The organism is Streptomyces sp. NPDC059002 (genome assembly GCF_042740435.1).
GTDB lineage: Bacteria > Actinomycetota > Actinomycetes > Streptomycetales > Streptomycetaceae > Streptomyces.
Genome location: NZ_JBHYJI010000037.1, coordinates 48,360 through 68,837, shown reverse-complemented (window position 1 = coordinate 68,837; position 20,478 = coordinate 48,360). Strand labels below are relative to the sequence as shown.

17 protein-coding genes are annotated in these 20,478 nt (G+C 66.5%); 4 read left to right on the top strand and 13 right to left on the bottom strand.

Annotated features, from left to right (window positions below; all coding sequences use genetic code 11):
- Positions 1 to 21: 21 nt before the first annotated feature.
- The 8 genes from rplW to rpsL form a co-directional block, all read right to left on the bottom strand.
- Positions 22 to 441 (bottom strand): 50S ribosomal protein L23, encoded by a 420-nt coding sequence (rplW, locus tag ACFWZ2_RS28505; protein ID WP_055564827.1) that lies wholly within the window; start codon positions 439 to 441, stop codon positions 22 to 24.
- Complete coding sequence (gene rplD / locus ACFWZ2_RS28500; RefSeq protein WP_150171088.1) at positions 441 to 1,094, bottom strand: 50S ribosomal protein L4; 654 nt, start codon at positions 1,092 to 1,094, stop codon at positions 441 to 443. The genes rplW and rplD overlap by 1 nt, the downstream gene beginning before the upstream one ends.
- 8 nt (positions 1,095 to 1,102) lie before the next feature.
- Entirely contained in the window at positions 1,103 to 1,747 is a 645-nt protein-coding gene (rplC, locus tag ACFWZ2_RS28495; RefSeq protein WP_030782583.1) for a 50S ribosomal protein L3, read from the bottom strand.
- A 14-nt stretch (positions 1,748 to 1,761) separates the two neighbouring features.
- The gene (gene rpsJ / locus ACFWZ2_RS28490; protein ID WP_003948644.1) at positions 1,762 to 2,070 is read right to left on the bottom strand and encodes a 30S ribosomal protein S10; all 309 of its coding nucleotides are present in this window, start codon (positions 2,068 to 2,070) and stop codon (positions 1,762 to 1,764) included.
- Between the two features lie 519 nt (positions 2,071 to 2,589).
- Positions 2,590 to 3,783, bottom strand: a complete 1,194-nt coding sequence (tuf, locus tag ACFWZ2_RS28485; protein ID WP_365144045.1) for an elongation factor Tu — start codon at positions 3,781 to 3,783, stop codon at positions 2,590 to 2,592.
- A 144-nt stretch (positions 3,784 to 3,927) separates the two neighbouring features.
- On the bottom strand, positions 3,928 to 6,054 hold the full coding sequence (gene fusA, locus ACFWZ2_RS28480) for an elongation factor G (protein ID WP_384550435.1): 2,127 nt from the start codon (positions 6,052 to 6,054) through the stop codon (positions 3,928 to 3,930).
- A 39-nt stretch (positions 6,055 to 6,093) separates the two neighbouring features.
- Complete coding sequence (rpsG, locus tag ACFWZ2_RS28475; RefSeq protein ID WP_003974303.1) at positions 6,094 to 6,564, bottom strand: 30S ribosomal protein S7; 471 nt, start codon at positions 6,562 to 6,564, stop codon at positions 6,094 to 6,096.
- Between the two features lie 2 nt (positions 6,565 to 6,566).
- On the bottom strand, positions 6,567 to 6,938 hold the full coding sequence (gene rpsL, locus ACFWZ2_RS28470; protein ID WP_003948652.1) for a 30S ribosomal protein S12: 372 nt from the start codon (positions 6,936 to 6,938) through the stop codon (positions 6,567 to 6,569).
- A gap of 363 nt (positions 6,939 to 7,301) precedes the next feature.
- Between rpsL and ACFWZ2_RS28465 the strand changes: the two genes are divergently transcribed.
- The 4 genes from ACFWZ2_RS28465 (at position 7,302) to ACFWZ2_RS28450 (ending at position 10,030) form a co-directional block, all read left to right on the top strand.
- Positions 7,302 to 8,021: a Crp/Fnr family transcriptional regulator gene (locus ACFWZ2_RS28465; protein ID WP_384550433.1), complete on the top strand. Its 720-nt coding sequence runs from the start codon at positions 7,302 to 7,304 to the stop codon at positions 8,019 to 8,021.
- Between the two features lie 124 nt (positions 8,022 to 8,145).
- Positions 8,146 to 8,868, top strand: coding sequence for a hypothetical protein (locus ACFWZ2_RS28460; RefSeq protein WP_384550431.1), 723 nt, complete (start codon positions 8,146 to 8,148; stop codon positions 8,866 to 8,868).
- Positions 8,865 to 9,512: a hypothetical protein gene (locus ACFWZ2_RS28455; protein ID WP_384550429.1), complete on the top strand. Its 648-nt coding sequence runs from the start codon at positions 8,865 to 8,867 to the stop codon at positions 9,510 to 9,512. The genes ACFWZ2_RS28460 and ACFWZ2_RS28455 overlap by 4 nt, the downstream gene beginning before the upstream one ends.
- Positions 9,509 to 10,030 (top strand): Pycsar system effector family protein, encoded by a 522-nt coding sequence (locus ACFWZ2_RS28450; protein ID WP_384550427.1) that lies wholly within the window; start codon positions 9,509 to 9,511, stop codon positions 10,028 to 10,030. Before ACFWZ2_RS28455 ends, ACFWZ2_RS28450 begins: the two co-directional genes overlap by 4 nt.
- A 101-nt stretch (positions 10,031 to 10,131) precedes the next feature.
- On the opposite strand, the gene ACFWZ2_RS28445 is transcribed toward ACFWZ2_RS28450, so the two are convergent.
- From ACFWZ2_RS28445 to ACFWZ2_RS28425, 5 genes are all read right to left on the bottom strand, one after another.
- Entirely contained in the window at positions 10,132 to 14,031 is a 3,900-nt protein-coding gene (locus tag ACFWZ2_RS28445; protein WP_384550425.1) for a DNA-directed RNA polymerase subunit beta', read from the bottom strand.
- Between the two features lie 97 nt (positions 14,032 to 14,128).
- Complete coding sequence (rpoB, locus tag ACFWZ2_RS28440) at positions 14,129 to 17,614, bottom strand: DNA-directed RNA polymerase subunit beta (protein WP_384550423.1); 3,486 nt, start codon at positions 17,612 to 17,614, stop codon at positions 14,129 to 14,131.
- Positions 17,615 to 18,188: 574 nt separating this feature from the next.
- On the bottom strand, positions 18,189 to 18,575 hold the full coding sequence (gene rplL / locus ACFWZ2_RS28435) for a 50S ribosomal protein L7/L12 (protein WP_384550421.1): 387 nt from the start codon (positions 18,573 to 18,575) through the stop codon (positions 18,189 to 18,191).
- A 108-nt stretch (positions 18,576 to 18,683) separates the two neighbouring features.
- A complete protein-coding gene (gene rplJ / locus ACFWZ2_RS28430) occupies positions 18,684 to 19,214 on the bottom strand; it encodes a 50S ribosomal protein L10 (protein WP_362332628.1) in 531 nt (176 codons plus the stop codon).
- A 261-nt stretch (positions 19,215 to 19,475) separates the two neighbouring features.
- Positions 19,476 to 20,453, bottom strand: coding sequence for a hypothetical protein (locus tag ACFWZ2_RS28425; protein WP_384550419.1), 978 nt, complete (start codon positions 20,451 to 20,453; stop codon positions 19,476 to 19,478).
- Positions 20,454 to 20,478: the final 25 nt, after the last annotated feature.

Below are 20,478 nucleotides of genomic sequence, written 5' to 3'. Positions count from 1 at the left end.
TATTCGGACCAGGGCGCTCCGTTAGGAGGCCTGGCCGAAGATGTCGATACGGTCGCCCTCAGCAAGGGTCACGATGGCGCGCTTGGTGTCGGCACGCTTGCCGAACCCGGTGCGCGTGCGCTTCCGCTTGCCCTGACGGTTGATCGTGTTGACGCCGGTGACCTTGACCGAGAAGACCGCCTCGACGGCCTGCTTGATCTGGGTCTTGTTGGCGCCCGGGGCCACGATGAACGTGTACTTGCCCTCGTCGAGCAGCGCGTACGACTTCTCGGAGACGACCGGCTTGACGAGGACGTCGCGCGGGTCCGAGAAGGACTTGCTCAGCGGGGTGGGCTCAACGGCGATCTTGCCCTCGGTCGCGATGCGCTTCGCCTTGGCGACGCGCGCGGCCTTGGCGGCCTTCGCAGCCTTGGACGCGATGCTCTGGTGACGGATGGCCATCAGGCTTCGCTCCCTTCGGTGTCAGTGGCCTTCGGGCCGGACACGAAGGACTCGAACGCGGCCTTGGTGAAGACCACGTCGTCCGAGACGAGCACGTCGTACGTGTTCAGCTGGCCCGGCTCCAGGATGTGGACCTGGGGCAGGTTGCGGGCGGAGAGCAGCGAAAGCTCGTCCGAGCGCTCGATGACCAGGAGCACGTTCTTGCGCTCGCTGACCTTGCCGAGCAGGCTCTTCGCGGCCTTCGTCGAGATCTCGCCCTCGACCACGCCGGAGACGACGTGGATGCGGGAGTTGCGCGCCCGGTCGGTGAGGGCGTGACGCAGAGCGGCAGCCTTCATCTTCTTGGGGGTGCGCTGCGAGTAGTCACGCGGCACGGGGCCGTGGACGACGCCACCGCCGGCGAACTGCGGCGCACGGGTCGAACCCTGGCGCGCGCGGCCGGTGCCCTTCTGGCGGTAAGGCTTCTTGCCACCACCACGGACTTCACCGCGGGTCTTGGTCTTGTGCGTGCCCTGACGGGCCGCGGCCAGCTGCGCGACGACGACCTGGTGGATCAGCGGGATGCTGATCTTCTCGACGTCGAAGATCTCCGCGGGGAGCTCGACCGTCCCGGTCTTGTCGCCTGCCGGCGAAAGGATGTCAATGGTGCTCATGGGTTACCTCAGGCCCCCTTGGCCGCGGTACGGACCAGGACGAGGCCGCCGTTCGGACCAGGAACCGCGCCCTTGATGAGCAGCAGGCCCTTCTCCGCGTCAACGGCGTGGACGGTCAGGTTCTGGGTGGTGACCCGCTCGTTGCCCATGCGACCCGCCATGCGCATGCCCTTGAAGACACGGCCGGGGGTGGCACAGCCACCGATGGAACCGGGCTTGCGGTGCACGCGGTGGGCACCGTGGGAGGCCTTGCCACCGTGGAAGTTGTGACGCTTCATCACACCGGCGAAGCCCTTGCCCTTGCTCTTGCCGGTGACGTCGACCTTGATACCGGCCTCGAACGTCTCGGCAGTCAGCTCCTGGCCGAGGGTGTACTCGCTGGCACCAGCGGTACGGATCTCGACGAGGTGGCGACGGGGGGTCACGTCGGCCTTGGCGAAGTGGCCCTTGAGGGGCTTGTTCACCTTGCGCGGGTCGATCTCGCCGAAGGCGATCTGGACCGACTCGTAGCCGTCGCTGTCATTCGTACGGACCTGGGTAACGACGCAGGGTCCGGCCTTGACCACGGTCACCGGGACGACACGGTTGTTCTCGTCCCAGACCTGGGTCATGCCGAGCTTCTCGCCCAGGATGCCCTTGATCTGCTTGGTCATCTCTCCAGCGCCCTTCAGAGCTTGATCTCGATGTCAACGCCGGCCGGAAGGTCCAGGCGCATCAGCGAGTCAACGGTCTTGGGCGTCGGGTCGAGGATGTCGATCAGGCGCTTGTGCGTGCGCATCTCGAAGTGCTCGCGCGAGTCCTTGTACTTGTGCGGCGACTTGATGACGCAGTACACGTTCTTCTCAGTGGGCAGCGGCACCGGGCCCGCGACCGACGCACCAGTGCGAGTCACCGTCTCGACGATCTTCTTCGCCGAGGAGTCGATGACCTCGTGGTCGTAGGCCTTGAGCCGGATGCGGATCTTCTGTCCCGCCATGGCTACTTAGTAGTCCTTTGTCTCGAACGCTCTGGCCCCCGGGAGGCCCTTTTTTCTACTTCCTCCGACCCACGCGGTCGGGCGTGTCGCAGTCCCGCTCACACAGATCTCCCGAAGGATTTCCCTGCTAGGGGCTGCGGCCCTCGATGACCGCGGGTCCGGGGGAAGAAACCCACCGGGCGCCTGGCCGAGCCACCGCACTGCACTTCCCGAAAGATTCCCGTACGTCCGCCACAGCGCTGCCTGTGGGCCTTGACGACCCTTCGACAGATATGGCGACGAGTACTGTGGGACTCGCTTCCGGTCCTCCCGGCGGGAGGCGCACAGCATCGGCACTCAACCGAGCAACCTGAACAGTGTGCCATACGTGGGATGCCGAAGGCCAATCGGGGCGAACTGTCAAGCTGCCACGGCCGAGATCGCGTACGCAAAGAGCCCCGCCCACCCGGAGGTGAACGGGGCTCTTCGCTGCGCTCAGTTCAGAGCGACCGGGTCTCCCCGATCCGCAAGCAAGAAGACTTACTTGTTGATCTTGGTGACCTGGCCGGCGCCGACGGTCCGGCCACCCTCACGGATGGCGAACTTCAGGCCCTCTTCCATGGCGACGGGCTGGATGAGCTCAACGGTCATCTCAGTGTTGTCACCCGGCATGACCATCTCGGTGCCCTCGGGGAGGGTCACGACGCCGGTCACGTCCGTGGTACGGAAGTAGAACTGCGGGCGGTAGTTGTTGAAGAACGGGGTGTGACGGCCACCCTCGTCCTTCGACAGGATGTAGGCCTGGGCCTCGAACTCGGTGTGCGGCGTGACCGAACCGGGCTTGATGATGACCTGGCCGCGCTCGACGTCCTCGCGCTTGATGCCACGGAGGAGCAGACCGACGTTCTCACCGGCCTGGCCCTCGTCGAGCAGCTTGCGGAACATCTCGATGCCGGTGACCGTGGTGGTGGTCTTCTCGGTCTTGATGCCGATGATGTCGACGGTCTCGTTGACCTTGAGGATGCCGCGCTCGATACGACCGGTGACGACGGTGCCACGACCGGTGATCGTGAAGACGTCCTCGATCGGCATCAGGAACGGCTTGTCGACGTCGCGCTCGGGCTCCGGGATCGACTCGTCGACGGCCTTCATGAGCTCGAGGACCGAGTTGCCCCACTCCTTGTCGCCCTCGAGGGCCTTCAGAGCGGAGACCTTGACGACCGGAACGTCGTCGCCCGGGAACTCGTACTCGGAGAGGAGCTCACGGACCTCGAGCTCGACGAGCTCCAGGATCTCCTCGTCGTCCACCATGTCGGCCTTGTTCAGGGCGACGACGATGTACGGAACGCCGACCTGGCGGGCCAGGAGCACGTGCTCCTTGGTCTGCGGCATCGGGCCGTCGGTGGCGGCGACCACGAGGATGGCGCCGTCCATCTGCGCGGCACCCGTGATCATGTTCTTGATGTAGTCCGCGTGACCGGGGCAGTCGACGTGCGCGTAGTGACGGCCCTCGGTCTGGTACTCGACGTGCGCGATCGAGATCGTGATACCGCGCTGGCGCTCCTCGGGAGCCTTGTCGATCTGGTCGAAGGCCGAGGCCTCGTTCAGGTCGGGGTACGCGTCGTGCAGCACCTTGGTAATGGCGGCCGTGAGGGTCGTCTTACCGTGGTCAATGTGACCGATGGTGCCGATGTTGACGTGCGGCTTAGTCCGCTCGAACTTCGCCTTCGCCACTGGGTCCTCCTGTGGAGTGGTTCTGTACGCCTTGCTTCATCGGCGCCAGGTGATCTTTGCTGGGAAGCCAGCCGCCGGGATTCTTGCCTTATGGGGTCGAACCCCGGCGGATGGTGTCAAGCCTAAAGCGTGAACTCGGGTGAGTTACTCGCCCTTGGCCTTCGCGATGATCTCCTCGGCGACGTTCCGCGGAACCTCGGCGTAGGAGTCGAACTGCATTGAGTAGCTTGCGCGCCCCGACGTCTTGCTGCGGAGGTCTCCGACGTAGCCGAACATCTCCGAGAGGGGCACGAGGCCCTTCACGACGCGAGCGCCACTGCGCTCCTCCATGGCCTGGATCTGGCCACGGCGGGAGTTGATGTCACCGATGACATCGCCCATGTAGTCCTCGGGCGTGGTGACCTCGACGGCCATCATCGGCTCGAGCAGCACGGGGCTGGCCTTGCGCGCGGCCTCCTTGAAGGCCTGCGAACCGGCGATCTTGAAGGCGAGCTCGGAGGAGTCGACCTCGTGGTAGGCACCGTCGAGAAGGATGACGCGGACGCCAGTCATCTCGTAGCCGGCCAGGATGCCGAACTGCATGGCCTCCTGCGCACCGGCGTCCACCGACGGGATGTACTCCCGCGGGATGCGGCCACCGGTGACCTTGTTCACGAACTCGTACGACGCGTCGCCGTCCGTGATCGGCTCGATCGCGATCTGCACCTTGGCGAACTGACCGGTACCACCGGTCTGCTTCTTGTGGGTGTAGTCCACGCGCTCGACGGCCTTGCGGATCGTCTCGCGGTACGCGACCTGCGGCTTGCCGACGTTCGCCTCGACGCGGAATTCGCGCTTCATGCGGTCGACGAGCACCTCGAGGTGAAGCTCGCCCATACCACCGATGATGGTCTGGCCGGTCTCCTCGTCCGAGTGGACCTGGAAGGAGGGGTCCTCCTCCGAGAGACGCTGGATGGCGACACCCAGCTTCTCCTGGTCGCCCTTGGACTTCGGCTCGATGGCGACCTGGATGACCGGCGCCGGGAAGTCCATGGACTCCAGGATCACCGGCTGCTTGTCGTCACAGAGCGTCTCGCCCGTGGTGGTCTGCTTCAGACCCATGACGGCGACGATGTCACCGGCGCCCACCGACTCGATCTCCTCACGCTTGTTCGCGTGCATGCGGTAGATCTTGCCGATGCGCTCCTTCTTGCCCTTGACGGAGTTCAGCACCGCGGTGCCGGAGTCAAGGCGACCGGAGTAGATCCGGACGAAGGTGAGCTTGCCGAGGTGCGGGTCGCTCGCGATCTTGAACGCGAGGGCCGACAGCGGCTCGTCGTCGGACGGCTTGCGCTTGACGACCGTCTCCGGGTCCTTGACGTCGTGGCCCTCGATGGCCTCGACGTCCAGGGGGGACGGCAGGTAGCGCACGACGGCGTCGAGCAGGGGCTGGACGCCCTTGTTCTTGAACGCGGTGCCGCAGAACACGGGGGTGACGGTGGTGTCGCCGCCCTTGCCGGAGGCGATGGTGATGCGACGGATCGCCGCGTACAGCTGCTCCTCGGTGGGCTCCTGGCCCTCGAGGTACAGCTCCATCATCTGCTCGTCGTTCTCGGCCACGGCCTCGAGCAGCTTGCCGCGGTACTCCTCGGCAGCCTCGGTGTGCGTGTCCGGGATGTCGACGATGTCGTAGGCCTCGCCCATCTTGGTCTCGGCGGACCAGACGAATGCCTTCATCGTGACGAGGTCGACGACGCCCTTGAAGTCAGCCTCTGCACCGATGGGCAGCTGCATGACGATCGGGGTCGCACCGAGGCGGTCGACGATCATGTCGACGCAGCGGTGGAACTCGGCACCGGTGCGGTCGAGCTTGTTGACGAAGCAGATACGCGGCACGCCGTAGCGGTCCGCCTGACGCCACACGGTCTCGGACTGGGGCTCAACGCCGGCGACGCCGTCGAACACCGTCACGGCACCGTCGAGCACGCGGAGCGAACGCTCCACCTCGACGGTGAAGTCGACGTGGCCCGGGGTGTCGATGATGTTGATGGTGTGGTCGACGTCGTTCAGCGGCCAGTGACAGGTGGTGGCAGCAGAGGTGATCGTGATGCCACGCTCCTGCTCCTGCTCCATCCAGTCCATGGTGGCAGCGCCATCGTGGACCTCACCGATCTTGTACGAGACACCGGTGTAGAACAGGATCCGCTCGGTGGTCGTCGTCTTGCCCGCGTCGATGTGGGCCATGATGCCGATGTTGCGCACCTTGGCCAGGTCAAGTGAAGTGGTAGCCATGTCGGCTCAGTCTTCTCTCGGTCTCGATGTGGGTAGCGACTACCAGCGGTAGTGCGCGAAGGCCTTGTTGGACTCGGCCATCTTGTGGGTGTCCTCGCGCTTCTTCACAGCGGCACCGAGGCCGTTGGAGGCGTCGAGGAGCTCGTTGAGCAGACGCTCGGTCATGGTCTTCTCGCGACGGGCGCGGGAGTAACCCACCAGCCAGCGCAGGGCCAGCGTGTTGGCACGACCGGGCTTGACCTCGATCGGAACCTGGTAGGTCGCACCGCCGACGCGGCGGGACTTGACCTCGAGGGTCGGCTTGATGTTCTCAAGCGCGCGCTTCAGCGTGATGACCGGGTCGTTGCCGGTCTTCTCGCGCAGGCCCTCCATGGCGCCGTACACGATGCGCTCGGCGGTGGAGCGCTTGCCGTTCAGCAGCACCTTGTTGATGAGGGAGGTCACCAGAGGAGAACCGTAGACCGGGTCGATGATGACCGGGCGCTTCGGGGCGGGGCCCTTACGAGGCATTCTTACTTCTCCTTCTTGGCGCCGTAGCGGCTGCGGGCCTGCTTGCGGTTCTTGACACCCTGGGTGTCGAGGGAACCGCGGATGATCTTGTAACGAACACCCGGCAGGTCCTTCACACGGCCACCACGCACGAGCACGATGGAGTGCTCCTGCAGGTTGTGTCCCTCACCCGGAATGTAGGCCGTGACCTCGATCCCGGAGGTCAGACGCACACGCGCGACCTTACGGAGGGCCGAGTTCGGCTTCTTCGGGGTGGTCGTGAACACACGCGTGCAGACGCCGCGGCGCTGGGGCGAACCCTCGAGTGCGGGCGTCTTGTTCTTCTCGACCTTGTCCTGCCGGCCCTTACGGACCAGCTGCTGGATCGTAGGCACTACTTCTCCGGTTTCTGTGTGCCGAATAGTAAAGCTAACCTGGAACGTTGCCGACCCACGCGGTCGGGTGTGTCGAATGCTGCAGACTCCCGCCGCAAGGCGGAAAGGGGCGCAGATTTCGGTGGCCGTTCTCGGACTCACGGTGCGGTTGAGGACACGCGCGCGAGCCCAGGCACACCCCAGGCACAAGGTCTGAGCGTACCTACCTCATCGAGTTCGGTCAAAACAAATGCAGGCCACCGCGACACGCCGGACTTCTCGCCCATCGCCACACGCCGTCTTGCGCCCGATCCTGTCCGTGCCATGTTCAGGGGGCACCCGGTTTCAGTAGCTTGATCGGTCCGCTGGACGATCGGGGGACCCATGACGGCGGCCCACGTACCCGGGGACGGCGGTCTGGACGACCGCGTACCCTTCCTCGCCCGCCTGGAGAGCGAGGAGCGGTCCGCTCTCCTCGCGCTCGGCCACGAGCTGAACTTCGGGCCACGCATCCAGCTCCTGCACCAGCACGAACCGTCCTCGCACGTCCTGCTCATCCTGCACGGCTGGACCAAGGTGACCGCGGCGGCCGCCAACGGCTACGAGGCGCTGCTCGCCCTGCGCGGCCCCGGCGACATCATCGGCGAATCCGCCGCGCTGACCGGGCGGCCGCGCTCGGCGACGGTGACCGCGCTGGAGGCCGTACGCGCGGTCGCCGTCGAGCACGAGCGGTTCACGGAGTTCCTCGACCGCTCCCCCGCCGCCGCCTTCGCCCTGCTCGGGCTGACGTCCGACCGCACCAGGGCCGCCGACCGGCGCCGCCTGGAATTCGCGTCCATGAGCGTGCGGGAGCGGTTCGCCGCGTTCCTGCTCGACCTCGCCCGCACGCACGGGCGCCGTACGGACGAGGGCATCGAGCTCGCCGTACCGCTGAGCAAGCAGGAGCTCGCCGGGTCCGTCGGGGCGTCCCGGGAGATGGTGCAGCGGCTGCTCAAGGAGTTGCGGGACCGGGGTGTGGTGACCACGGGGCGGCGCGCCCTGGTCATCGTGCGGCCGGACGTCCTGCGGCGCATCGCGCGCGCCGAGCGGCCCGGGGACTGGTGACCGGGCCCCCGCTCGTGCCCCGGTGTGCACACGGTCACACTTCGAGTGCGTCATCCGCCCTCACCACGGGGAGCCGGCCGTCGGCACGCTTCAGGTCGGCCTCCTCCCCGAGCGAAGGGCGAACATGACCGACCCCGTGAGCCGCGCCATCCTGCTGCTCGGCATCGAGAAGTACAGCGACCGGGACGACGTCGAACAGGCGTATCTGCGGCGCATGTTGTACGCCGTCACCGACCGCGTCCTCGAGAGCGCGGGCATCGACGAGACCCTGCGGCTCCGCGCCGACCGCGGCGACTCCGTGCTGGAACTGATCGACGCCGACGCCTCGGTGCACGCCCTGCTGCGCACCCTGCTCGGCGAGGTGCCCGCGCAGCTGCGGGCGGTGAACCGGATGGCGTCGAGCTCCGCGCAGATCCGGCTGCGCGCCGTGCTCGCCACGGAGTACGTCGCGGTCGACGAGCTCGACGGACGGGTCGGCTCCGACCTCGACCACGCCTGCCGACTGCTCGACGGCGACGTACTGCGGACAGCTCTGCGGGAACGTACGAACGGCTTCGCGCTCGTCGTCTCGGAGGGCGTGCACGCGGGGGTCGTGCGGCACAACAGGCCCGGCGTACCGGCCGACGAGTTCCACGCCGTGACGGTGTCCGGCAAGAACGGGCCACTGCGGGCGTGGCTGCACGGCCCTGTGCCCGCCGGGGCCGAGGACCACAGTGAGAGGGGGGCCGGGGGAACCCCGGCGCCGGACGTCGGCTCGGGGGAGCGTCCGGCGCCGGGGCAGGGGGCGGGCAGCCCCACCGTCGACGTCAACGGCGGCGCGGGCGGTCGGCGCGGTGAGAACGCGTGAGCGCGTACGCCGATCAGCGGGCGGACCAGGAACGCCCCACCGCCCAGGACCCCACGAACGGCCTGCAGGAGCAGCCCGACGAACCGCAGGAAGCCCATGCCGCACGGCGCGAACTCATCGAGCACGCACCGGAGTTCACCCTCGGCGGCAAGGCCGAGCGCCACCACCACGGCCCCGCCGGGCCGCGGCACGCCTCCGGCGAGATCCCACGCGCCGAACTCGACGGGCTCGCCGCGGTCTTCGCCGAGAGCGACACTTTCGGGCCTGCCCTCGAACGGCTGTCCCATGAGCGGGCGGTGATCCTCACCGGGGCGCACTCCACCGGGCGCAGGGGCGCCGCCCTGATGCTGCCGCACACGGTCCATCTCGACCTCGAACTGCCCAGCGACGACGACGCCTTCGCCGTCGGATTGCGCGTCGGCCGCGCGGTGCAGCTGCGGATGCGGGCGCAGCACCCCGAGGACGCTCGGCTCGTCGCCAAACAGTCCCCTCGCCTGGCCATGCAGGTGGCCGACGACATCCTCAACCAGCGGCTCCCCGGAGCCGGGCAGCAGCCGCCCGCTCCCCCGGCGCCACCGGCCGCTCCCGCGCCCGACGGCGGATACATCGAACAGCAGTCGAACCCCGAGGACAGCCCCCAGTGACGTCCTCCACCGACCCGTCCCCCACGCACACCCACACGGAGGTCGGGGAGAGGCTGCTCGCCGATCTTCGCGCCGAGATCGGCAGGGCCGACAGCAAGGCCGCCGTCCTGGTGGCCGCGCTGGGCCTGACCGGCGGGGTGTTCAGTGGGCGGCTCGCGAGCAGCGAATGGACGCCGGGACAGCTCGGCCTGCCGGGCCAGGCCGTGTGGTGGGCCGGCGCGTTCAGCCTGGTCCTCTCGCTGTTCTCGCTGCTGATGGCCGTGCTCCCGCGCTACCGGGGCGTGCCGTGGGCGCCGGGCAGGCCTCTCACGTACTTCGGCGACATCCAGCTCGCCGCCCGCACCGGCGTGCTGGCGGACGCGCTGACCGAGACCGCGCGCGAACCGGCCCTCGCACTGCTCACCGCCCTCGCCGAGACCAGCAGGATCGCCGCCCGCAAGCACCAGTGGATCCGCACCGGCCTGATCGCCTTCTGCGCCGGCACGGCCCTGATCCCCGCTTCCCTGCTCATCGGCTGACCTCTCCCCCACCCGGCCGCAGCCGGGCACCGACCGGAAACGCCGAAGGGCGGCCACCCCGTGCGAAACGGGGTGGCCGCCCTTCGAATCAAGCGACTCGCTTACTGGTTGTACGGACCGTAGTCGTAGTCCTCCAGCGGAACGGCCTGGCCGGAGCCCGTGCCGAACGGCGAGTAGTCGATGTCGTCGTAGCCGACGGCCGAGTACATCGCGGCCTTGGCCTCCTCGGTCGGCTCGACCCGGATGTTGCGGTAGCGGGACAGGCCCGTACCGGCCGGGATGAGCTTACCGATGATGACGTTCTCCTTGAGGCCGATGAGGCTGTCGGACTTGGCGTTGATCGCCGCGTCCGTCAGAACTCGGGTCGTCTCCTGGAAGGAGGCGGCCGACAGCCAGGATTCCGTCGCCAGCGAGGCCTTGGTGATACCCATCAGCTGCGGACGGCCGGAGGCGGGGTGACCGCCCTCGGTGACCACACGACGGTTCTCGGTCTCGAACTTCGAGCGCTCGACGAGCTCGCCCGGCAGCAGCTCCGCGTCGCCGGACTCGATGATCGTCACGCGGCGCAGCATCTGCCGGATGATGATCTCGATGTGCTTGTCGTGGATCGACACGCCCTGGCTGTTGTAGACCTTCTGGACTTCGCCGACCAGGTGGACCTGGACCGCGCGCTGACCGAGGATCCGCAGCACGTCGTGCGGGTTGGTGGCACCGAAGGTGAGCTTCTGGCCCACCTCGACGTGGTCACCCTCGCGCACCAGGACCTTGGCACGCTTCGAGATCGGGAACGCCGTCTCGTCGCTGCCGTCGTCCGGGGTGACGACGATCTTCTTGGTCTTCTCGGTCTCCTCGATGCGGACACGGCCCGCGGCCTCGGAGATCGGGGCGACACCCTTCGGCGTACGAGCCTCGAAGAGCTCGACGACACGGGGCAGACCCTGGGTGATGTCGTCACCGGCCACACCACCGGTGTGGAAGGTACGCATCGTCAGCTGAGTACCGGGCTCACCGATGGACTGGGCGGCGATGATGCCGACCGCCTCACCGATGTCGACCAGCTTGCCGGTGGCGAGCGAACGGCCGTAGCAGAAGGCACAGGTGCCGACGGCCGACTCACAGGTCAGCACCGAACGGGTCTTGACCTCCTCGACGCCGTTGGCGACCAGGGCGTCGATGAGCACGTCACCGAGGTCGACGTTGGCCGGCGCGATGACCTTGCCGTCGATGACGACGTCCTCGGCCAGCATGCGGGCGTACACCGAGGTCTCGACGTTCTCCGTCTTGCGGAGCACACCGTCCTCGCCCTTGACCGCGATCTTCAGCTTCAGACCGCGCTCGGTGCCACAGTCCTCCTCGCGAATGATGACGTCCTGCGAGACGTCGACCAGACGACGGGTGAGGTAACCGGAGTCGGCGGTACGGAGGGCCGTGTCCGCAAGACCCTTACGAGCACCGTGAGTCGAGATGAAGTACTCGAGCACCGACAGACCCTCACGGAAGGAGGCCTTGATCGGGCGCGGGATCGTCTCGTTCTTGGCGTTCGACACCAGACCACGCATACCGGCGATCTGACGCATCTGCATCATGTTTCCTCGGGCACCCGAGTCAACCATCATGAAGATGGGGTTCGTCTTGGGGAAGTTCGCGTTCATCGCCTCGGCAACCTCGTTGGTCGCCTTGGTCCAGATCGCGATGAGCTCCTGCGTGCGCTCGTCCTTGGTGATCAGACCGCGCTCGTACTGCTTCTGGACCTTCTCGTCCTGCGCCTCGTAGCCCTGGACGATCGCCTTCTTGGCCTCGGGGACCACGACGTCGGAGATGGCCACGGTGACGCCGGAACGGGTCGCCCAGTAGAAGCCCGCCGCCTTCAGGTTGTCGAGCGTCGCCGCCACGATGACCTTGGGGTAGCGCTCGGCGAGGTCGTTGACGATCTCGGAGAGCTGCTTCTTGCCGACCGAGTAGTCGACGAACGGGTAGTCCTCGGGCAGCAGCTCGTTGAAGAGCGCGCGGCCCAGGGACGTACGCAGCCGGAAGCTGTCGCCCTGCTGGTACTCCTGCTCGCCCTCCTCGGCGACCGGCGGCACCCAGCCACGCGGCGGGATGGTGCCCACCGGGAAGCGGATGTCGACCGTCGACTGGAGCGCGAGCTCGCCCGCGTCGAACGCCATGATCGCCTCGGCGACGGAGCCGAACGCACGGCCCTCGCCCTTGGTGTCACGGAGCTCACCGTCGGTGGTGAGGAAGAACAGACCGAGGACCATGTCCTGGGTCGGCATCGTCACCGGACGGCCGTCGGCGGGCTTGAGGATGTTGTTCGAGGACAGCATCAGGATGCGGGCCTCGGCCTGCGCCTCCGCGGAGAGCGGCAGGTGAACGGCCATCTGGTCACCGTCGAAGTCCGCGTTGAACGCGGTGCAGACGAGCGGGTGGATCTGGATGGCCTTGCCCTCGACCAGCTGCGGCTCGAAGGCCTGGATGCCGAGGCGGTGCAGCGTGGGCGCACGGTTCAGCAGAACCGGGTGCTCGGCGATGACCTCTTCGAGGACGTCGTACACGACCGTGCGGCCGCGCTCGACCATCCGCTTGGCGCTCTTGATGTTCTGCGCGTGGTTCAGGTCGACCAGGCGCTTCATCACGAACGGCTTGAAGAGCTCCAGGGCCATGGCCTTCGGCAGACCACACTGGTGCAGCTTCAGCTGCGGACCGACGACGATCACGGAACGCGCGGAGTAGTCCACACGCTTACCGAGAAGGTTCTGACGGAATCGACCCTGCTTACCCTTCAGCATGTCGCTGAGGGACTTCAGCGGACGGTTGCCGGGGCCCGTCACCGGGCGACCACGACGGCCGTTGTCGAAGAGGGCGTCGACCGCCTCCTGGAGCATGCGCTTCTCGTTGTTCACGATGATCTCGGGCGCACCGAGGTCGAGAAGGCGCTTCAGGCGGTTGTTGCGGTTGATCACGCGGCGGTACAGGTCGTTCAGGTCGGAGGTCGCGAAGCGGCCACCGTCCAGCTGCACCATCGGACGCAGGTCCGGCGGGATGACCGGCACGCAGTCGAGCACCATGCCCTTGGGGCTGTTGCTGGTCTGCAGGAACGCGGAGACGACCTTGAGGCGCTTGAGCGCACGGGTCTTCTTCTGGCCCTTGCCGGTACGGATGATCTCGCGGAGGCGCTCGGCCTCCTCGTCGAGGTCGAAGGACTCCAGGCGCTTCTGCAGCGCCGCGGCACCCATCGAGCCGTCGAAGTACGTGCCGAAGCGGTCACGCAGCTCGCGGTAGAGCAGCTCGTCGCCCTCGAGGTCCTGGACCTTGAGGTTCTTGAAGCGGTTCCACACCTCGTCGAGACGGTCGATCTCGCGCTGCGCACGGTCGCGCAGCTGCTTCATCTCACGCTCGGCACCTTCGCGCACCTTGCGGCGTACGTCGGCCTTGGCGCCCTCGGCCTCGAGCTCGGCCAGGTCGGTCTCGAGCTTCTTGGCGCGGGCCTCCAGGTCGGAGTCGCGACGGTTCTCGACCTGCTGACGCTCCACGGAGACGTGCGCCTCCAGGGAGGGCAGGTCGCGGGTGCGGCGCTCCTCGTCCACGAACGTGATCATGTACGCCGCGAAGTAGATGACCTTCTCGAGGTCCTTCGGGGCGAGGTCGAGGAGGTAGCCGAGGCGCGACGGGACGCCCTTGAAGTACCAGATGTGCGTGACGGGCGCGGCCAGCTCAATGTGGCCCATCCGCTCACGACGCACCTTGGCGCGAGTGACCTCGACGCCGCAGCGCTCACAGATGATGCCCTTGAAGCGGACACGCTTGTACTTGCCGCAGTAGCACTCCCAGTCCCGGGTCGGACCGAAGATCTTCTCGCAGAAGAGTCCGTCCTTTTCGGGCTTCAGGGTGCGGTAGTTGATGGTCTCCGGCTTCTTGACCTCGCCGTGCGACCACTGTCGGATGTCGTCCGCGGTGGCAAGGCCGATCCGCAGCTCGTCGAAGAAGTTGACGTCGAGCACTTGTCGTCAATCCCTCTTTCGGGGTCGTGTCTCAATCATGGTCTGTACGGGTCCGGGGCAGGGCCGGGACCTCACGAGGAGGTCCCGGCCAGACCCGTCAGACCTCTTCGACGCTGCTCGGCTCGCGCCGGGACAGGTCGATACCGAGCTCCTCCGCCGCGCGGAAGACGTCCTCGTCGGTGTCACGCATCTCGATGGACATGCCGTCCGAGGACAGCACCTCCACGTTGAGGCAGAGCGACTGCATTTCCTTGATGAGCACCTTGAAGGACTCGGGAATGCCGGGCTCGGGGATGTTCTCGCCCTTGACGATGGCCTCGTAGACCTTCACGCGGCCGGTCACGTCGTCGGACTTGATCGTCAGCAGCTCCTGGAGGGCGTACGCGGCGCCGTATGCCTCCAGCGCCCACACCTCCATCTCACCGAAGCGCTGACCACCGAACTGAGCCTTACCACCCAGCGGCTGCTGGGTGATCATCGAGTACGGACCGGTCGAGCGGGCGTGCAGCTTGTCGTCGACCAGGTGGTGCAGCTTGAGGATGTACATGTACCCGACCGAGATCGGGTCCGGGAACGGCTCACCGGAGCGGCCGTCGAACAGCTGCGCCTTGCCGGACGGGAGCACCATGCGCTCGCCGTCGCGGTTCGGGATGGTGTGCTGCAGCAGACCGGCGAGCTCGTCCTCACGCGCACCGTCGAAGACGGGGGTGGCGACGTTCGTACCGGGGTCGACCTGGTCGGCACCGATGGCCTGCAGGCGCTGCGCCCACTCGTCCGCGAGGCCGGAGACGTCCCAGCCGCGGCTGGCGAGCCAGCCGAGGTGGATCTCCAGGACCTGTCCCGGGTTCATTCGGGACGGCACACCCAGCGGGTTCAGGATGATGTCGACCGGAGTTCCGTCCTCGAGGAACGGCATGTCCTCGATCGGAAGGATCTTCGAGATAACACCCTTGTTGCCGTGCCGGCCGGCGAGCTTGTCACCGTCCGTGATCTTGCGCTTCTGCGCCACGTAGACACGAACCAGCTGGTTCACGCCCGGCGGCAGCTCGTCGCCCTCTTCACGGTCGAAGACGCGGACGCCGATGACCTTGCCGGTCTCGCCGTGCGGCACCTTCAGGGAGGTGTCACGGACCTCGCGCGCCTTCTCACCGAAGATCGCGCGGAGCAGACGCTCCTCCGGGGTCAGCTCGGTCTCACCCTTGGGCGTGACCTTGCCGACGAGGATGTCGCCGGCGATGACCTCGGCGCCGATGCGGATGATGCCGCGCTCGTCGAGGTCGGCGAGGACCTCCTCGGAGACGTTCGGGATGTCCCGGGTGATCTCCTCCGGGCCGAGCTTGGTGTCACGGGCGTCGACCTCGTGCTCCTCGATGTGGATCGAGGAGAGGACGTCGTCCTGCACGAGGCGCTGCGACAGGATGATCGCGTCCTCGTAGTTGTGACCCTCCCACGGCATGAACGCCACGAGCAGGTTCTTGCCGAGGGCCATCTCGCCCTCTTCGGTCGCGGGACCGTCGGCCAGGACCTGGCCCTCGACCACGCGGGCGCCCTCGTCGACGACAACCTTCTGGTTGACGGAGGTGCCCTGGTTCGACCGGGAGAACTTGGCGATGCGGTACGTGGTGTACGTGCCGTCGTCGTTCGTGACCGTGACGTAGTCCGCGGAGACCTCCTGGACCACACCCGCCTTCTCGGCCTTGATCACGTCACCGGCGTCGACCGCACAGCGGTACTCCATGCCGGTGCCGACGAGGGGGGCCTCGGCGGTGATCAGCGGCACGGCCTGACGCATCATGTTCGCGCCCATGAGCGCGCGGTTGGCGTCGTCGTGCTCGAGGAAGGGGATCATCGCGGTCGCGACGGACACCATCTGGCGCGGCGAGACGTCCATGTAGTCGACGTCCGTGCCGGGCACGTAGTCGATCTCTCCGCCACGACGGCGGATCAGGACGCGGGCCTCGGCGAAGTGCAGGTCGTCCGTCAGCGGCGCGTTGGCCTGCGCGATGACGAAGCGGTCTTCCTCGTCGGCCGTCAGGTAGTCGACGTCGTCGGTGACCTGGCCCTCAACGACCTTGCGGTACGGCGTCTCGACGAAGCCGAACGCGTTGACGCGGCCGTACGAGGCGAGCGAACCGATCAGACCGATGTTCGGGCCTTCCGGCGTCTCAATCGGGCACATGCGGCCGTAGTGGGACGGGTGCACGTCACGGACCTCGAAGCCGGCCCGCTCACGGGACAGACCACCCGGGCCAAGCGCCGACAGACGGCGCTTGTGGGTGAGACCCGACAGCGGGTTGTTCTGGTCCATGAACTGCGACAGCTGGCTGGTGCCGAAGAACTCCTTGATGGAGGCGACGACCGGCCGGATGTTGATCAGGGTCTGCGGCGTGATCGCCTCGACGTCCTGGGTCGTCATGCGCTCGCGGACGACGCGCTCCATACGAGCCAGACCCGTGCGGACCTGGTTCTGGATGAGCTCGCCGACGTTGCGCAGACGACGGTTGCCGAAGTGGTCGATGTCGTCGGTCTCGACGACGATCGACGTGCCGCTGTCGCCAACGGTCTCGGTCTCACCGGCGTGCAGCTTCACCAGGTACTTGATCGAGGCGATGATGTCCTCGACCGTGAGGATGCCCGCGTCGAGCGGAGCGTCCGCACCCAGCTTCTTGTTGACCTTGTAGCGGCCGACCTTCGCGAGGTCGTAGCGCTTCGGGTTGAAGTAGAGGTTCTCAAGGAGCGTCTGAGCGGCCTCACGGGTCGGCGGCTCGCCCGGACGGAGCTTGCGGTAGATGTCGAGCAGCGCGTCGTCCTGGCCCTGGGTGTGGTCCTTCTCCAGGGTGGCGCGCATGGACTCGTACTCGCCGAACTCCTCGAGGATCTGCTCGGTCGTCCAACCGAGAGCCTTGAGCAGAACGGTGACCGACTGCTTGCGCTTGCGGTCGATGCGCACACCGACCATGTCGCGCTTGTCGATCTCCATCTCCAGCCAGGCACCCCGGGACGGGATGATCTTGGCGGAGAAGATGTCCTTGTCGGACGTCTTGTCGATCGAGGAATCGAAGTAGACACCCGGCGAACGGACCAGCTGCGACACCACGACACGCTCGGTGCCGTTGATGACGAAGGTGCCCTTGTTCGTCATGAGCGGGAAGTCGCCCATGAAGACCGTCTGGGACTTGATCTCGCCGGTCTCGTTGTTGGTGAACTCGGCGGTGACGAAGAGCGGGGCGGCGAACGTGAAGTCGCGCTCCTTGCACTCGTCGATGGAGTTCTTCGGGGGCTCAAAACGGTGGTCGCGGAACGTCAGGGACATCGACCCGGAGAAGTCCTCGATCGGGGAGATCTCCTCGAAGATCTCCTCCAGACCGGACTTGGTGGGGACGTCCTGTCCGCTATCCAGAGCCGCCTCGACACGAGCCTTCCACGCGTCATTGCCGAGCAGCCAGTCAAAGCTCTCGGTCTGCAGCGCAAGAAGGTTCGGAACCTCGAGGGGCTCCTTGATCTTTGCAAAGGAGATGCGCAGCGGGGCGGTGCTGGCGCCGTTGTTCGTATTCGCGGTCGAGGCAGTGCGCGAGGCGGCCAAGAGGGGGTCCTTCCGAGGGCTCGGACTCACTACGCGCGTACCGGTCCCAAGCTGGACACAGAGACAGACATCCCAGGTCAGGGAAGGTTCAATCCACAGTGCTCAAGCATGGGCATGCCCCTGGTGACGGGCAGGAGGCAGCTAACAGGCAGCGCAAAGGGTCAGTGTAGCCACTCGGCCCACTGATGTCCAGTGCGGGTTTTTGAAGACCCTCGTTGTTCTCAACCCCTGCTGCAAGCCACGCCCTCGATGCACATCGATACTGCCCTCTTCGCCGCCGATCCATGCCTCGGATCCGGATCGTTGTGACGACGCGTCCTGAGAATTGCGCGCTGCGTGCGGTTCGTCAAGGCCCCCCTTGCCCAGACTTGGCTCTGAGATCGTCACCGTCACGGGCCGTCCCGAGGCACAACGAAGATCACCATACTCGCCGGGACCGACATCGCAAGGCACCCGTCGCGGGAGTACCCGGGAACGCCGAAGGGCGACCACCCAGATGGGTGATCGCCCTTCAGTACGCGCGCGTTACAGCGCGAGAGCCTTACGGCTCGAGAGAGTCAGACGACTCGCGAGGTCACTTGACCTCGACGGAGGCGCCGGCGCCCTTGAGGGCCTCGGCGGCCTTCTCCGCGGCGTCCTTGGCGACCTTCTCGAGGACCGGCTTCGGGGTGCCGTCGACGAGGTCCTTGGCCTCCTTCAGACCCAGGGAGGTCAGCTCACGCACGACCTTGATGACCTGGATCTTCTTCTCGCCGGCACCCGTGAGGATGACGTCGAACTCGTCCTGCTCGGCCTCGGCCTCAGCGGCGCCACCAGCGGCACCACCGGCGACGACGACCGGCGCGGCAGCGGCGGCGGTGACGTCGAACTTCTCCTCGAAGGCCTTCACGAACTCGGAGAGCTCGATGAGGGTCATCTCTTCGAACTGCGCGAGCAGGTCGTCCTGGGACAGCTTCGCCATGATGGCGTCCTTCCACTAATTCGGCTGGTGCCGTGTGTACATGAAGGCGGGCGTACGTTGGGCCCGCTGTGACCGTCGCGTCAGGCGGCGGTCAATGTGCGAGCCGAATTACTCGGCACCGCCCTGCTCGGCCTGCTTGGCACGAAGCGCCTCCGCGGTGCGGACGAACTTCGACGGCAGCGCCTGGAAGACAGAGGCAGCCTGCGACTGCTTGCCCTTGAACGCGCCGGCCAGCTTGCTGAGCAGAACCTCGCGGGACTCGAGGTCCGCAAGCTTCTTGATCTCGTCGGCGGACAGCGCCTTGCCGTCAAGGACACCGCCCTTGATGACGAGGTTCGGGTTCTCCTTGGCGAAGTCACGAAGACCCTTCGCCGACTCCACCGGGTCACCGGTGACGAAGGCGACCGCCGTCGGACCGTTGAACAGGTCGTCGAGCGTGTCGATCCCGGCCTCGTTGGCCGCGATCTTGGTCAGCGTGTTCTTCACCACGGCGTACTCGGAGTTCGCACCGAGGGAACGGCGCAGCTGCTTGAGCTGGGCCACGGTGAGACCCCGGTACTCGGTCAGCACGGCGGCGTTCGAGCTGCGGAACTTGTCCGTGAGCTCGGCTACCGCGGCAGCCTTGTCGGGCGTCGGCATAGAGCGTCGGCCTCCTTCCGGGTGATGAGGACCGCTCAGAAGGGGCTGGGAAAAACAGAACGCCCCGGCGCAGGCGCACGGGGCGTGAGCTCGACCGGACGGAATCCATCCAGGAGCACTTCCACAGTCACCTGCGCGGGTCGTCCGCAGTTTCAGCGGATCCTTCGGCCACCGCACACTCTTACGAGCACACGGCAACGACCAGCGGTCTTTGGCTTCTGTGGAAGAGTACGCGAACGGGTCCGCGTCAAGCAAATCCAGTCAGAAGCCGCTGGGGGCGTCGCCGCCGTCCTTGCCCAGCTTGCCGAGCTCCTTGAACATCTCCATCAGGTCGAAGGTCTGTCCGGCCGGCGGCGCGGACACCTTCGCCGCGGTCCCGTAGTCGGAGAACTTCTGCGACGTCTTGACCGTGCCCTCGGGCGTCTTGATGTCGATGTCCATGCGGACCGGGTAGTCGTCCTCGTTGACCCAGACCTCGGTGTCGTAGCCCTTGATGCCCGACTTCTCGACGTTCTTGAAGAGCTGCTCGCGCTCGCTCTTGCTCAGCAGGTCGTCGAGGGCGTCGTTCGTCTCCATCATTTCCTTGACGGTGAGACGGCCCTTGTAGCGCTGGGTCTCCGCGCCGTCGACCTTGGCGGAGCCGACGTGCTTGAGGTTCGGCGACTCGAGGAGCATCGCGAGCTGACGCGACGGGTCCTGGTTCATGCTGTCCAGGCCGCTGGTCATCTGCTTCATGATCTTCTCGTCGCCGGTCTGCTTGGCGATGGCGCCGAGGTCCATCTTCATCCAGCGCTTGCCGTCCATGTCCTTGGCCGCGGCCGCGCCCATGTCCATGTAGATGACGTTGTCGCTCCAGAGCATCCGGACCTTCTCCGGGGCGTTCGGGTCGCCCTCGGTGAGCGCGGAGCCCGACACCGTCATATCCATGACGGTGGGGTCCCAGCCCATGACGCCGGACATCTTCATGTCACCGGCGCCGCCCATGGCCTTGCCCATCTTGCCGGGCGGCGTGGTCATGGTCATCTCGACCTTGGCCGACTTGGCCTTCGAGGTCTTCTTGTACGCGGCCGTGATGACCTCGGTGACCTTCGACTGGGACTGGATCCCCCCGGCCTTGTCGGCCTTGTCCCCGTCCGAGCCCCCACAGGCCACCGCTCCGGTACAGAGCAGCGCGGTGGCGAGCACGGCGCCCGCCACCCGCTTGCCGTTCTTGTTCTTGCGTATGACTACAGCAGTCATGACCCCACCCCTAGGAACACATGAT

Bases quoted from the DNA above. Each gene is read 5' to 3' on its own strand.
- rplW (WP_055564827.1), bottom strand. From the start codon at position 441: ATGGCCATCCGTCACCAGAGCATCGCGTCCAAGGCTGCGAAGGCCGCC.
- rplD (WP_150171088.1), bottom strand. From the start codon at position 1,094: ATGAGCACCATTGACATCCTTTCGCCGGCAGGCGACAAGACCGGGACG.
- ACFWZ2_RS28465 (WP_384550433.1), top strand. From the start codon at position 7,302: ATGACGGCGGCCCACGTACCCGGGGACGGCGGTCTGGACGACCGCGTA.
- rpsJ (WP_003948644.1), bottom strand. From the start codon at position 2,070: ATGGCGGGACAGAAGATCCGCATCCGGCTCAAGGCCTACGACCACGAG.
- rplJ (WP_362332628.1), bottom strand. From the start codon at position 19,214: ATGCCGACGCCCGACAAGGCTGCCGCGGTAGCCGAGCTCACGGACAAG.
- rplL (WP_384550421.1), bottom strand. From the start codon at position 18,575: ATGGCGAAGCTGTCCCAGGACGACCTGCTCGCGCAGTTCGAAGAGATG.
- ACFWZ2_RS28425 (WP_384550419.1), bottom strand. From the start codon at position 20,453: ATGACTGCTGTAGTCATACGCAAGAACAAGAACGGCAAGCGGGTGGCG.
- rpsG (WP_003974303.1), bottom strand. From the start codon at position 6,564: ATGCCTCGTAAGGGCCCCGCCCCGAAGCGCCCGGTCATCATCGACCCG.
- rplC (WP_030782583.1), bottom strand. From the start codon at position 1,747: ATGACCAAGCAGATCAAGGGCATCCTGGGCGAGAAGCTCGGCATGACC.
- fusA (WP_384550435.1), bottom strand. From the start codon at position 6,054: ATGGCTACCACTTCACTTGACCTGGCCAAGGTGCGCAACATCGGCATC.
- ACFWZ2_RS28460 (WP_384550431.1), top strand. From the start codon at position 8,146: ATGACCGACCCCGTGAGCCGCGCCATCCTGCTGCTCGGCATCGAGAAG.